Genomic DNA, 14,480 nt, shown 5'->3' with positions numbered 1-14,480 from the left:
GGATAATAACAATAATCATCTGGTGCCGCAATAATCATTTTCTCTAATCATTCATACATAAGCTACATTAATCAATAGATAGGCTTCTAAGGCAGATAAATATTACGCTTCAGGGGGTTATGGAATGTTCAACCGGTTAACGGGCAGGAAGAAAGCTCTTGCAGTGTGCTTCATCCTGTTCTTATCGTTCATGATGTTAAGCGCTTGCAGCGGGGGGGAGTCTGAGCGTTCCGATTCAGCGGGCGCCCCGGCGCCGATCTCGATTCTGGCACCGCTGCATTTTCCGCAGACGCCTTCAGCGGAGCTGATCGCCGAGATTGAGCGACTGACCGGGACACAGCTCAATATTACCTGGGTACCGGAGGGCGTCTACACGGACAAAATGAATACTGCACTGACCACCGGCTCCCTCGGCAAAGTGACGTTCGTGAAATTCACCGATTATAATCCGGTCAAGAATATGATCCGCTCCGGCGCTTTTTGGGAGATTGGTCCCTATCTGGCGGAATTTCCGAATCTCGGTCAGCTGAATGCGGCGATTCTTAAGCAGACTTCGGTGGACGGAGGAATCTATGGCCTTTATACGGAAAGACCGGCCTCCCGGCAGGGCATTATTATCCGTAAGGACTGGCTGGAGAAGCTGCATCTCCGTCCGCCCGGAACGCTGGAGGAGCTGTATGAGGTGATGAAGCAGTTCACCATGAATGACCCGGACGGCAACGGCAAGCCAGACACCCTCGGACTGGTGGACCGCAACGATCTGGTGTACGGGGTATTCAAGACGTTAAGCTCCTATTTCGGCACGCCGAATAACTGGACAATCGAAGATGGACAGTTCGTCCCGGAATTCGCCACGCCTGAATATATGAACACGATGAACTTCATGCGTAAGTTATACAAGGAGCAGATCATTAACCAGGATTTCGCCCTGACCAGCAAAGAAGTACAGCGGGACAAGTTCATCCGGGGAACAGCGGGGATCTTCATCGGGAGCATGACGGATGTGCAGCGGCTCTCCATTGAGGCCAAGGCGATCAACCCCAAGGCGGAGCTGACGCTGATTAACCGGATTAAGGGGCCGGACGGATACAAGGTATGGTCCATACCCAAGTACAACGGCTTGTACCTCTTTTCACGTAAAGCCATTGCTACCGAGCAGGAGCTGAAGCAGGTGCTTAGATTCTTCGACCGCACGATGGATGAGGATGTAGCCAACCTGATGGCTTACGGCTTTGAGGGCCGCCACTATAAGCTGGACGGGGAGGGGAAAGTGATTCTTCCTGAAGAGACATCCCAGCTGCGGGTGTATGAGGTCAATCCGCTCAATTCCCTGATGATCGCCGATGTGGGCAATACGCATATCAAGGAGGTCGCACAAAAAGAGCAGCTCACCGCCCTGGCCGACCAGCTCAGCCGGGATAACGAGCAGTTTCTGGTCGATGATCCCACCGTATCGCTAACCTCGCCAACCTATGACGAGAAGAACGCCGAGCTCTCCGCTATCATCGCAGATGCCACTTACAATTACATTCTCGGCAACATCGACGCCACCGGCTTCGCCGGCGAGGTCGAGAAATGGCATACCAGCGGCGGCAGCTTGATTATTCAGGAGTATGCGGAGGCGGAGGCGAAGGTGCGGGGGGCGGAGGAGTGAGGGGGACATGTATATGACTATTTGCACAGCGAGAAAGGAATGAATATACATATGGAACAAATAAAAAATTATTCTCAGAATGAGTTTGTGGAAATTGTTAAGAAACATTTTGAAACGGTAATACTTCCAAAACTCCAATTGATTTCAGACCAGGTTGTCAATAGTATGATGATCTTCATTGAAGGTTCGGTTGCATATGGATTCTGTGATGAAAAATCGGATATTGATTTAGATTATTATATCGACATGGATATTGATGAGGATATCCGTCAAAGCATTAGAGAACTTTTTACAGGGGAAACATATTGGCATCAAGGAGTACGAGTATCTTATGGATTTGGTGGAGCGTATTGGAAATTTGATCTCCTTATGAATGATGAAATGGATAGATTTTGGAATGAGTTTGATCCTTATGCGTTAAACAATATTATGAGAGCTATTCCAGTATGGGACCCCAAAGGAATCTTAGCATTATCGCAAAAAAAGGTTGAATGCTATCCGGATGAGATTAAAGAGAAGATTATTCGTGGTCTATGGGTTACAGTTAATGACAGTGGAGAGTACAATTTCTGCGAAGCATTGAAAAGAAATAATATAATTGAAGGGCGGATCTATCAATATAGAGCAATAGAAGCAATGCTTCGACTGGTATATATCCTAAATAATCAATATTTTTATCCAACTAAATGGTTATCAGCGGGATTAGATCATGTACAGGAGGATTTTGGGCTAAAAGAGGCTTTTGATCAAATAGCTGTATCACATTGTGAAGAAGATGATTATAAAGAGTTTATGAAAGTCCATGAAAATATGAAGCGATTTATGATTAAGCATGATTCGATTGAATTAGAGTGTATTGACAACTACAGTATGATTTTTCAAAAACCGTTTCATATTTTTAGTACATTTTAGATCAAACATTATGGAGGATTGATTACACCGTGAATATTCAATTACATAAGATAACCCCTGAACTGGAGCACGAGTGCATCCAATTGAGTGTGAGTACAGAGCAACTGAACTTGGTGGCAAGTAATGCTGACTCTCTTGTACATGCAGTTAACGAACCTACCTCTGTACCCTACGGTATTTTTAATGAAGAAGAGATGGTCGGATTTATTCTGTTTGATAATGAGAGATATACAGACGGCTATTATTGGATTCTGAGATTTATGATTGACGGAAGATTTCAGGGCAAAGGGTACGGGAAAGCAGCAATTAAAGAGGTTATTAAGATGCTGAGCAACCGCGAGGATTGCACACAGATCAGGGTATCGCATATCCCGATTAATCTAACGGCTAATAAGCTCTATAAGAGTGTGGGATTCACCGAGACTGGGGAGTTTGAGGACAACGGGGATATTATTTTGGGTTATAGGATGTGAGCATTTTTTTAGGCCTTGAGTGAATCCTCAAGGTCTTTTTTTGTGCCCGAAACTATTCATAACTCTATTCATGAAAGTGAGCAGGATGGCCATTGTACCAATAGTGGCAACTCTAATGCCAAAATTTTAAAGATTAGGAAAAATACATAAAATAGTACTTGATTAACGAATCGGGCGTTGGTATATTTTGTGTAACATAAAAGGGATTTTATTCTATAAATCACATATTGAAGAGGGAAGGTGGTTGCGAATTGCAGACAACGACTACGATATTATCTGAATTGGAGGAGTATTTGCGGCAGACGGACTTGAAAATTACTCAATTTGCCAAGCGTTCTCAGCTTCATTCCGGGACACTCAGCAATATTCTTCGAGGGCACCGGCCTATTGCGATGCAGCAGTTGGACCGGATTACTCAGGCCATGGGGCAGGAGGAAGGGTATTTCTACGAATTGTACATCAATGACTATATTATCGGCGGCTCTTCCGACTGGCGGAGAATTGGCCCCCTGCTGCTCCGTTGTGCCGAATTGAACAAGCTGGACAGTATTGAGCGAATGGCCCGCCATATTATGGACAATCTGATGTATGCGCCTCTGTTGTTTGATAGTGCAGAAGAACTCTTCATCGCTGGGAAAAAGGATGCAGCTGCTACAATCTACGAGATTGTCGCCGAAGCTGAACGCTATCAGCATTCCGAACGGTTGGCGCTATGTCATTTCAGGCTGTTTACCATCTCACTCAGCGATGACCAAAACCGGAACCTGTGGGCAGCGAACCGGTTCGAGCCTTTTGTGGAACGGCTCCATGAAGTCGATCAGCTCGATGCACTCAAAGAGCTTTCCAATACATACCGGTCCTTACAGCGCTGGGACAAGGTTGAGGAATACGCCGCCAAAATGGGCCATAAAGCCAGAATTCAATACGACCTGAAAGGCCGGGACGAACGCAGAGCATCCGAACCCGTCAAACTTCCCGGCAGACCGCTGTTCTTTTACATTGCGTACAGTAATTTGCTGCGCGGAAATGTTTGCGATGAGTTGGGTGATTATGAGGGGGCTTTGGGTTATATAACGAGTTATGCTGATTTTGGCTGGGTAAGAGAACAAGGGGATGAAGTCGAGCGTTGGAAGAGTCTGTTCATGGAGTGGTCCGAAGCTAATATTATTTTGACAAAGCTGATAAGTGGAGATTCAACAGTAATTGAACCATACTCTATTTATCTGGACGCACATGAAGAGGAGAGAATTACCGGGTTGTTGTATATGCTTAAGGCAGCTAATAAATACAACTTTAATATCAATGCTACCTTACAACAATTTAAGCATGACCTGGAGAAGAGTGTTATTGATCTGGTCCAGGTGAGATATTCACGTAAATTAGTTCTAGACCGTCAAGCTAATTTACTGTTGGAACTGGCTAAGTACTTACTAGACAGAGGTGAATATCACAGCGGCCTGGAATTTCTAACGAAGTCGGTTCAGCAGTATCAGTTGATTAACGATGAGAAACATAAGATTCTGGGTACTTTCACCAACATCCTTAAGCAATCCAGAAGCAATACAGGCTAATAGTTGAACAAGCTATTTCTCCTATAATCCTCAATCGAACCTATTCCCCCTGTAGATCTGATCTTCATCCTAATTATCTAACACTGCCGCACTCAAGGTGACTTCAAGCACAGACCTATACAATTTGCAGAAAAAGTGAAAATGAAATGCAAAAGAAGGCCCCGCCGCTTCAGTGGTGGGGCCTAGACAGGGGACTATTCTACGAGACAGACGATATATCCTCTGCGGCTTATGGCCGATTACTCATTACTTCAATTACTAAGTTTGCGCCCAACTTGAACCCATGATGAAAGGCAGCTTCCACTTGCATGCTGTTCACGCTGTCGCACAAGTCTAAATATTCCTCTAGCTCTCGAAACACTTCTTCCCCTAACCGTTCGCGCCATTGCTGTGTCTCTGCTGTCACCTGTTTGCATGCGTAACGATATTCTGGATGTGACGGCACAATAGTCATATTGGGTTGAAGCTTCCCATGGTACAGGGCTTCCAGAATTGTTTTCATGTTTGTCCTCCCATTATGTTCATCGCACCCGCTTGAATGAACTTCCTGCACATGGTAGGATATTTATGCAGTCTGCTTATTCAAGCGGTTGCAGGATAGGAAGTAGCGGTGTTCTTCGTGGGACTTACGCTGCTTCCTTCTTTATTTTTGGAGCTCATCAAACACCTTTTCAATTCCCTTGCGGATCACATCGGAACGGGTCGTTTGGAGCTTCTCGGTGCAAGCATCAAGCTTGCTCAAAATCTCTTGATCGACACGGACCCGAATCAATTCACTTTTGGGATTGTCAGATAGTGGACGCCCCATCTTTTTGGACGTCATCGCTTCACCCCACTTTTTGTGTCCATGATAAATATATTTATGTGGCAACAAAAAGTCAATGAGGTCCTTCATGATTGATCTATTTTTCAGCCGAAAAATGAAGCTAACAATAATAAAAGTGCAGAACAAGATAAGAATAATGGTAAAGGGAGAGGAGTGGGTTAATGAGAGGTCAAGTCTATGTAGAGTATAGACGGTTAGGTTTTTTTGCTGCACAGACTGAAGACAATTATTTTTCCATCATTGAGGTTCAAAATAAACTCCCTTCCTTAGGAAACAAATTAATTGGAGATCTTGATTCATTGGGTGAAAAATCACTATACAATGAAACAACCCAAGAAGAATTAAACGTATCCGTTATATCAACACAGTTAACCTTGGCTGAAGCGAAGAGTTATATAAAGAAAACTGTAAGAGGAATCTAATTAAGTGAACACAGAATACGCACCAAACTATGATCTGTAAAGCGATGCACATTAACTATTCCATTAAAATGTTGCAGATAATGCATCTCTGGATCGCCTATATCAGGACACTACAAAGGAATGTTGCACGAAATGCAGGAATTTTCTCTTTGGGCGGCTTAGAAGAGAAGGAATGCTGCTTTTTCTGCAACATTTTTTGATAATGGTTAGTTTTATGAGAGGAATGTTGCAATTTGTGCAGGATTTTTGAGTAATAGAGGGACTGTTCACCTTTAATCCTATTCAGCCCACCTAAGGCAGCAAAAGCTGACACAATCCGGCCTCCTACAGCACCTTCACTCTATCCTTTTCTTCCTCGCCCGCTACACAGCATACTTCAAGGCCCCGCCGTGCGAAGCGGCGGGGATATTCCCTTGCCCCCTTTCAAGGATAGGCCTTGAAAGCCCCCAGCCTGGAGCGGCAGAAAGGGACGGAGGGAGGTTTGGAACTGGAGGAGCGTTAGCGTCCGCCTTTGTCTCTGGATGTTATCTGCTGCAAGCATATAATCAACAGCATCTGGAGACAACAGCGGCCGGAAGTCCAAAGCTCACGCAGTCCCGCCCGCCGTAGCTCCCATCCTGCCAGCGCAGTCCCGCTCCACCTCAGCCCCCCGCCCCCCGCCGCTGCAACGCAATCCCGCCTATTGCTGCCCGACCACCGTTCCGACACACTAAGCTTTCAATGCCTATCCCCCCATCACACGATAATCATTAACCCACACCCCCGCGCCCCGCCTGCCTTTATGAGCAAATGATTGTTTTCGTAATCCAGCGCAGAGCGTAATGTGAGGCTTGTAACCAATACAAATTAAACGGAGGTCAAAAAGGAATGACGAAAAAATCCTTCACCCTGCTCCTAAGCTCGCTGCTGACACTCAGCATGTTGTCCGCTTGCGGCGGTAACAACAACAAAGAGGCGGCAGCTACGAAAGACCCGGGCGCCAGCACCGGGACCAACACAACCGCAACCACGGACCCGGCCACCGCAGAGCCGGAGAAGCCGACAGAAATCAAGATTATGCTACCGCTGAATACGACAGATACTCCACCGGATACGATCAAGAATGAAGTGGAGAAATTGACGAATACAAAGCTGACTTATCAGTTCTTTCCGGCTGACACGTATGAAGAGAAGCTGAACTCCTCGTTCGCCACCGGTTCCCTGCCGCAGGTGACGTACCTGAAGAACCAGACCACCTTCCTGCAGATGAAGGAAGCGATCAAGGACGGACAGTTCTGGGAGATCGGGCCGCTGCTCAGCGAATTCCCGAACCTGAACAAGCTGAAGCCGGAGATCCTGAACAACACCAAGGTCGACGGCAAGCTGTATACCCTATACATCGGCCGTCCGCTGGCCCGCCAGGGCATCATCTACCGCAAGGACTGGGCGGATAAGCTGGGTCTGAAAGCACCGGCCAATACCGAGGAGCTGTTCGCCATGGCCCAAGCCTTCACCGAGAAGGACCCGGACGGCAACGGGAAGAAGGATACTATCGGCGTTGTGGACCGCAATGAGCTGGTGTACGGTGCCTTCAAGACGGTCTCCTCCTGGTTCGGCACGCCGAACAACTGGGCGGAGAAGGATGGACAGCTGGCACCGGAGTTCACTTTTCCGCAATACATCGACACGATGGATTTCTTCCGCAAGCTGCGTGAAGGCGGTTATATGAACCAGGACTTCGCGGCAACCAGTAAGACGGATGCGGTCAATATGTTCACCAGCGGCAAGGCCGGGCTGTATATCGGCGGCTCGATGCAGGACATCGATTCCCTGAACAAGGACTTGATCAAGAACGTGCCGGATGCCGTACTGGATACGCATAGCATGGTGGCTGGACCTGACGGCAAATTCGCCCAGTGGATGATTCCCGGCTACAACAACGTAGTGCTGTTCCCGAAATCGGCAGTCAAGGATGAGGCGGAACTGAAGAAGATTCTGAAGTTCTTCGACGCGATGATGACCCCTGAGGTAGCCAATCTGATGTACTGGGGCATTGAAGGCACACACTACACCGTCGTGGACGGCAAGGCCAAAGCGACCGACAATAAAGAGCTGATCGAACGTGAGGTCAAAGGCTTCAAGGACAGCGTCATTGGCGAATACGAAACGAACGGCATGTATCAGAGTCTGAACGTGCTGCCGGGCCGGATTCATGCGGAGGAGCTGGTGCTGGAGAACGTGAAATACGGGGTCGCAGATCCTACGGCGGCGCTCGACTCGGCTACCTATACGTCCAAGGGCGTAGAGCTTCAGCAGATTATTGCGGATGCCACTTACAAATATATGTACGGTCAGCTGGATAAGGCCGGATTCGAGAAAGAAGTGGAGAACTGGAAGAGCCGGGGCGGGGCGAAGATTATCGAAGAATACAATGCCGCGTACACCAAATAAGCAGAGCGCAGCTGCTATAGCAGCGGACTGAACAGGAAGAGGGCTGCCCCGGGTTAGCGCTCCGGCAGCCTTTTTCTACTACCCGAATAATTTACAGAGAAAGGAAGAGAATCATGCAGGAAGTATCCGCCCCGCCCCGCGTAGTTCCCGAACCCATGCCGAAGAAATATAAGAGCAGCAGTGAGCTGAAAAAGCGGCTGTGGCGCAACAAATTGCTCTATGTCATGCTGATCCCCGGCGTGCTGTATTTCATTATCTTCAAATATTTGCCGATGTACGGACTGATTATTTCCTTCCAGGATTACAAGCCTTACCAAGGGATTACCGGTAGCGAATGGGTGGGCATGAAGCATTTCAGCCGGCTGTTCACCGAGCCGGATTTCCTGAACATTTTGGCGAATACGCTGATTCTGTTCGGGATGAACATTCTGATTTATTTTCCGATTCCGATTATTCTGGCCCTGATGCTTAATGAACTCAGAGGCACCTTCTTCAAAAGATTCTTCCAGACCCTAGTGTATCTGCCGCACTTCATGTCTTGGGTTATCGTCGTCTCGATCTCCTTCGTCATGGTGACGATGGACGGGGGGATTATCAACGAGCTGCTGGCTTACTTCGGCTTCGCCAAGATCAATTTCCTGCTGAGTCCGGGCTGGTTCCGGCCGATGTATATCCTTCAGGTCATCTGGCGGGAAGCAGGCTGGGGCACGATTATCTATCTGGCTTCCATTGCGGCTATTGATCCGGGGCTCTATGAAGCTTCGCGTATGGACGGAGCCGGACGGCTCAGACAGGTCTGGCATATTACGCTTCCGGCCATCCGGGGAGTAATTATTACCCTGTTTATTCTGAAAATCGGTTCCGTTCTCGACCTGGGCTTCGAGCATGTCTACCTGCTGCTCAACTCCATGAACCGCGAGGTTGCGGAAATTATCGATACGTATGTCTACACCGCCGGTCTGCGGCAAGGGCAGTTCAGCTACAGTACAGCCATCGGCTTCTTCAAGTCGATTGTAGGCCTGATTATGGTCATGACCGTCAACAAGGTGTCCAAGAAAATAGGAGAAGAAGGCGTTTATTAAAATGCCGCAGGAGGAATTCAAATGGTAGAAGACCGCACATTCAGCGGCAGACTATTCTCTGCCGTCAACTTTATACTGCTCGCCCTGATCGCGCTGGTAACGGTGCTGCCGTTCGTCCACGTGGTGGCAGGCTCCTTCACAACAAGTGCTGAGCTGGCTGCCAACAAGTTTGTGCTGATTCCGAAGGTGTGGAGCCTGGAGGCGTATAAATTTATTTTCTCCACGAACACGATCTTCAGAGCCTTGGGGGTATCGATTGGAGTCACATTGATAGGCACGCTGTTCAGTATGTTCATCACGGCGCTGATGGCCTACGGTCTCTCCCGCAAGGATCTGGACGGCCGCCGGGTGTTCAACTTCCTGGTGGTGTTCACGATGCTGTTCCACGGGGGAATGATTCCTACGTTCCTTGTAGTGAAGGAGCTGGGGCTGATCGATTCGTATGCGGCGCTGATTCTTCCGTCTGCGATCAGTGCGTTCAATATGATTATCCTCAAGAACTTTTTCCAGAACATTCCGGAGGGGCTGGAGGAGTCGGCCAAGATTGACGGCTGCAATGACTTCGGGATTCTGTTCAAAATCGTGCTGCCCCTCTCGCTGCCCGCGATCGCCACGATCTCTCTGTTCTACGCCGTGACGTACTGGAACACGTATATGAGCGCCATTCTCTATCTGGATAACAGCGCCAAATGGCCGATTCAGGTCCTGCTGCGGCAGATTGTCGTGCTGGCTAGCGGGATGGATCACAGTGCGACACTGGACGGTACGGTTCCGCCGCCGGATCAGACGATCAAGATGGCCGTTATCGTGGTCGCTACGCTGCCGATTCTGATGGTGTATCCGTTCCTGCAGAAGCATTTTGCCAAGGGTGCGATGCTGGGCTCGATGAAGGGCTAGTTCCTGGGGACGGGCGGGCTATTCTGACAAGATGAAAGGGGTATTACGATGATAGGCAGTCTGCCGCAAACACCGATTGAATGGGCGCAAAAGGCCTGTGATTCATTAATGGATACGTATGAGGCGGGAGAGCTCCCGCCTGCGCACCGCTGGCATTATCACCAGGGCGTGTTCCTGTGCGGAATGGAGCTGCTGTGGAAGATGCTCCGGGAGGATCGTTATATCGATTATATTAAGCAGTATGTGGATGATCTGGTGGATGAGCAGGGGAACTTCGACTTTGCCCGGGATGAGCTGGATGCCGTACAGGCGGGGCTGCTGCTCTTCACGCTGTATGAACGGACCGGCAAGCGGAAATACCGGGAGGCGGCAGTTAAGCTTCGCCATTTGCTGCTGACACTGAACCGCACCTCCGAGGGCGGATACTGGCATAAGGACAAATATCCGAACCAGATGTGGCTGGATGGACTGTACATGGCCGGGGTGTTCTCGCTGAAGTACGCGAATACTTATAGAGACGATGCCTTGCGGGCCGAGGTCCTGCACCAGGAGCGTCTGATGCGCAAATATATGAAGGACGAGGCGACCGGCCTGCTCTACCATGCCTGGGATGAGAGCCGCCGCATGCCGTGGGCCAATCCTGCCACTGGTTGCTCGCCGGAGTTCTGGAGCCGTTCGCTTGGCTGGTACGGGCTTGCCGTCTCGCAGTTCATGGATGAGCTGCCGGAGACTGATCCGGGGCGGGCGGAGCTGGCCGCCGAGCTGAGCGGATTCGTGCAGGCGCTGATCCGTTATCAGGACCCGCAGAGCGGCCTGTGGTATCAGGTGGTGGATAAGGGACAGGAGCCGGACAACTGGCTGGAGACCTCAGGCTCCTGTCTGTTCGTCTACACGATTGCCAGAGCAGTGAAGCTGGGTATCCTTCCGGCTGAAGTTACGGATGAAGCGGCGGAAGCAGCGCGTAAGGGCTACGAAGGCTTAATTCAGGTGCTCCAGTGGGATGAGCAGGGCCGGCTGCTGCTGCCGGATATCTGTATCGGGACCTCGGCGGGAGATTACCGGAACTATGTTACCCGCCCGAAGGTCAGTAATGATCTGCACGGGGTAGGCGCACTGGTGATGGCTTGTGTGGAGATGCAGGATTTGTATAAGGCATAAGGGTGATAGGGTAGAGGCTGCTGGTTAGGCATATGCATGATAGAGCCGGAAGCCGATGCTCCTGATACAGGAGTAACAGAGCTGAGGTTACGTGAACCGGCAGCTAGAGTAAAGAATGGAGGTGCAGGGTGTTTAATATAGTAGATTACGGAGCGCAACGGGACAGCGGGGTACCAGCAACGCAGGCGATTGCGGATGCTATTGCGGCGGCGACCCGTGCGGGTGGCGGGATGGTGTATATTCCAGCGGGGACTTATGTGACAGGTGCAGTGCGTATGCGCAGCAACCTGGAGCTGCACTTAAGTCCCGGTGCGGTATTGTTCTTCAGTGCCGATCCGGCGGATTATCCTGTCGTGGAATCACGGTGGGAAGGGGTGAAGCGGGAGGTTCATGCCGCCTGCATCTACGGAGCGGGCCTGACTAATGTCTCGATTACCGGGAGCGGAACCATTGACGGGAATGGGGAACCCTGGTGGGAGAAGCACCGGAACCGCCCGGAAGAGCTGGAGTATCCCCGCCCGAGGCTGATTGGCTTCGACGATTGCAGCCGGGTGACGCTCCGCGATCTGACGCTGATGAATTCTCCAAGCTGGACGGTGAATCCGATCCATTGCAGCAATGTGATGATCGATAATCTGTCGATCCTGAATCCGGCCGATTCGCCGAATACCGACGGAATTAATCCCGAATCCTGCCAGGATGTGCGCATCAGCAACTGCCATATTGATGTCGGCGATGACTGCATTGCCATTAAGGCAGGTACCGAGGATACCCAGGAGCGGATTCCCTGCGAGAATATCACGATTACGGGCTGCGTGATGGTTCACGGCCATGGCGCGGTGGTGCTGGGCAGTGAGATGAGCGGCGATATCCGCAATGTAACGATCAGCAATTGTGTGTTCAAGCAGACGGACCGCGGCATCCGCATGAAGTCCCGGCGGGGACGGGGCGGGATTATTGAGGATATCCGAATCAGCAATATAGTGATGGAGGATGTGATTTGTCCCTTCACGCTGAACCTTTATTACTTCTGCGGACCCAGGGGGAAGGAGAAATACGTCTGGGACAAGAATCCGTATCCGATGACAGCGGAGACGCCGCAGTTCCGGCGGATTCATTATGCCAACATTACGGCCCGCAATGTTCATGCCGCTGCCGGCTTCCTGTATGGGCTTGCCGAGCAGGCCGTCTCGGAAATCACCTTCACCAACATCGATATCTCGATGGCGGAGCACGCTGTGCCCGGCCAGCCCGATATGATGGCAGGGCTTCAGGACATGCAGCGCCGGGGCTTCTTCCTCGGCAATGTCCGTCAGGTGCAGTTCCAGCAGGTCACTATTGAGAACCACGACGGCCCGGCTTTTTATGTTGAGAATGGGGAAGAAGTGGAATTCCTGAACTGCCGCTCCAGGAACACGGCGAAGCCGGAGAAGCTGGTGGAGCAGGTTACGGTGGCGCTGGCGGAACGGTAACGCCTGGAGGTTCGGTGAGACCTGGTGAAATCAGGCGAGATTCGGTGAGATCAGGCGAGACCAAGGGAGTCATTCCTCTGACCGTGTGCGTGGAAGCTGAAAGTGAAAGAGCCTGGTCCTTTTGGGGACCGGGCTTTTAAGGTTTTACTGGGTAAGTGATGACTGGATTTATTTGTATTTTTTATGGAATAATGAGATGGATAATTATAAATTATGGGAAAGTATTGCACTTCTATGATATTGTTAATACTAATGATTCCTATTTAATTGGTTTCTTGCATTCTTTTATGTTTTTTAAAATAAAAACAAAGAGGATCATAGGAGGGAAAGTATGTTAAATGTGGCGTTGTGTGATGATGATAGAGACTTTTTAGATGGAATTCTTCCTGTAGTTCAAAAGACATGTTGATGATAGGGAATGCAAAGGGATAGCGCATTATCTGGAGCATATGCTCATTCTCTCTCTAGCGAATGCTTCGCAGATTGCTCCCGGTCCGTTCAGGATTAAAGGAACAACGGATTTTGATAAAACACTCTATGAAATAACTTGTTCTGATAATACGGATGATATCTGCCAGGCTATTAAACTGTTACTAGAAATTTACTCGGGGCGGTTGTTAAAAAAGAGCGATATGGAGGAGGCTTATAGAGATATCAATGAAGAATATGAGCGGTTAAATGAGAATAATCCACACAACCTTTTCAAGATCCTGATGGATAACTCTGAACTGATTGACTCGTTACCTCTGGGAACCAGAGATTGTCTGGATGATATTACTTATGAGGAAATGCAAGCGTTCCACCAAAGGACATACTGTAGAGCGTTAGCCCATATCTTAGTGGTAAGCTGGAGCAATGACGAGAAGCTGAGACAATGCTGCCGTGATAATATGGAAACTATCAGGACTGTCAAGCGATTTCAGCCATTAAATGAAGAGCGCCAAGCCCCTATGTACAGTGCTGTAGCTAATAAATATGTATTCAGAACAGTAGAAGCTACCAAGTGTAGCTTATTTGTGTACGAAGCACAGACAGGCTCTGAAGATCGTTCTCGTGGAAAAGTCGTTAAGGATATCGGCCTTGTAGTTTTGGATTATTGTCTGCGGATAATCTTTTCAACGGATGCTATCTATGTCGCTAAGCTTCGTTACAATGAATTCTATACATTTCTCTGTATTTATTTTCCCATGTCAATCAATCTTGAGAGTGGGTTATATACCAATCAGATTTTCCGATTTATTTATCGTGAAACGATTAGTTTGTTAGCCGCCAATGACTTGCTGCCGGAGATTATTAAAGCCTACAGAAATCAAATTATGGAAAACGAACTAACGCGAGAGCTGATTATGAAAGAATTAATATCTTCGGCTCTTTATCATGAACCCATATATGCAATGAAAGAATATTGTTCGATTCTTAATGAGGTATCTTGTGAACTGGTTTTAGAGCAAATATCAGCTTGGCTTAACCAGGGAGAAGAGATTGCGGTAGTAGTTGATGAAGCATGGCTGAATGGAAGCATGTACGCTATTTTAGGATAATCTTAAGAATTTAATAAGAAAAATACTACATTCTCTCCTGGG

At 48.9% G+C, this 14,480-nt stretch carries 13 protein-coding genes and 1 pseudogene; 11 read left to right on the top strand and 3 right to left on the bottom strand.

What is annotated here, in order from left to right:
• The first annotated feature begins 124 nt into the window (after positions 1–124).
• The 4 genes from NYE24_RS14365 (at position 125) to NYE24_RS14350 (ending at position 4,610) form a co-directional block, all read left to right on the top strand.
• A complete protein-coding gene (locus NYE24_RS14365; protein WP_341026887.1) occupies positions 125–1,654 on the top strand; it encodes an extracellular solute-binding protein in 1,530 nt (509 codons plus the stop codon).
• A gap of 51 nt (positions 1,655–1,705) precedes the next feature.
• A complete protein-coding gene (locus NYE24_RS14360; RefSeq protein WP_342478955.1) occupies positions 1,706–2,566 on the top strand; it encodes a DUF4037 domain-containing protein in 861 nt (286 codons plus the stop codon).
• A 29-nt stretch (positions 2,567–2,595) separates the two neighbouring features.
• A complete protein-coding gene (locus NYE24_RS14355; RefSeq protein ID WP_342478954.1) occupies positions 2,596–3,039 on the top strand; it encodes a GNAT family N-acetyltransferase in 444 nt (147 codons plus the stop codon).
• A gap of 422 nt (positions 3,040–3,461) precedes the next feature.
• Complete coding sequence (locus NYE24_RS14350) at positions 3,462–4,610, top strand: transcriptional regulator (RefSeq protein WP_342478953.1); 1,149 nt, start codon at positions 3,462–3,464, stop codon at positions 4,608–4,610.
• Positions 4,611–4,839: 229 nt separating this feature from the next.
• Here the strand turns inward: NYE24_RS14350 and NYE24_RS14345 are convergent, their stop codons facing one another.
• The gene (locus tag NYE24_RS14345; protein WP_341026875.1) at positions 4,840–5,112 is read right to left on the bottom strand and encodes a DUF6809 family protein; all 273 of its coding nucleotides are present in this window, start codon (positions 5,110–5,112) and stop codon (positions 4,840–4,842) included.
• A 141-nt stretch (positions 5,113–5,253) separates the two neighbouring features.
• Positions 5,254–5,505 carry a CopG family transcriptional regulator gene (locus tag NYE24_RS14340; protein ID WP_342478952.1) on the bottom strand — a complete coding sequence of 84 codons (252 nt, stop codon included), beginning with the start codon at positions 5,503–5,505 and terminating at the stop codon, positions 5,254–5,256.
• Between the two features lie 92 nt (positions 5,506–5,597).
• Here NYE24_RS14340 and NYE24_RS14335 point away from each other — a divergent pair, with 92 nt between their 5' ends.
• The gene (locus NYE24_RS14335; RefSeq protein WP_342478951.1) at positions 5,598–5,858 is read left to right on the top strand and encodes a hypothetical protein; all 261 of its coding nucleotides are present in this window, start codon (positions 5,598–5,600) and stop codon (positions 5,856–5,858) included.
• Positions 5,859–5,955: 97 nt separating this feature from the next.
• On the opposite strand, the gene NYE24_RS14330 is transcribed toward NYE24_RS14335, so the two are convergent.
• Entirely contained in the window at positions 5,956–6,171 is a 216-nt protein-coding gene (locus NYE24_RS14330; protein ID WP_342478950.1) for a hypothetical protein, read from the bottom strand.
• Between the two features lie 554 nt (positions 6,172–6,725).
• Between NYE24_RS14330 and NYE24_RS14325 the strand changes: the two genes are divergently transcribed.
• The 6 genes and pseudogenes from NYE24_RS14325 to NYE24_RS14300 form a co-directional block, all read left to right on the top strand.
• A complete protein-coding gene (locus NYE24_RS14325; RefSeq protein ID WP_036701824.1) occupies positions 6,726–8,288 on the top strand; it encodes an extracellular solute-binding protein in 1,563 nt (520 codons plus the stop codon).
• 155 nt (positions 8,289–8,443) lie between these two features.
• Entirely contained in the window at positions 8,444–9,370 is a 927-nt protein-coding gene (locus tag NYE24_RS14320) for a sugar ABC transporter permease (protein WP_051494095.1), read from the top strand.
• A gap of 21 nt (positions 9,371–9,391) precedes the next feature.
• Positions 9,392–10,267 (top strand): carbohydrate ABC transporter permease, encoded by an 876-nt coding sequence (locus tag NYE24_RS14315; RefSeq protein ID WP_341184021.1) that lies wholly within the window; start codon positions 9,392–9,394, stop codon positions 10,265–10,267.
• Positions 10,268–10,315: 48 nt separating this feature from the next.
• Positions 10,316–11,425 (top strand): glycoside hydrolase family 88 protein, encoded by a 1,110-nt coding sequence (locus NYE24_RS14310; RefSeq protein WP_342478949.1) that lies wholly within the window; start codon positions 10,316–10,318, stop codon positions 11,423–11,425.
• A 128-nt stretch (positions 11,426–11,553) separates the two neighbouring features.
• Positions 11,554–12,897 carry a glycoside hydrolase family 28 protein gene (locus tag NYE24_RS14305; RefSeq protein ID WP_342478948.1) on the top strand — a complete coding sequence of 448 codons (1,344 nt, stop codon included), beginning with the start codon at positions 11,554–11,556 and terminating at the stop codon, positions 12,895–12,897.
• Positions 12,898–13,313: 416 nt separating this feature from the next.
• A pseudogene (locus NYE24_RS14300) lies at positions 13,314–14,438 on the top strand (insulinase family protein); the annotation flags it as partial.
• Positions 14,439–14,480: the final 42 nt, after the last annotated feature.

Origin of the sequence: Paenibacillus sp. FSL H7-0350 (assembly GCF_038593195.1) — a bacterium.
In the GTDB taxonomy this organism is placed as follows: Bacteria; Bacillota; Bacilli; order Paenibacillales; family Paenibacillaceae; genus Paenibacillus_AQ.
This window is presented reverse-complemented; position numbering and strand designations above follow the sequence as displayed.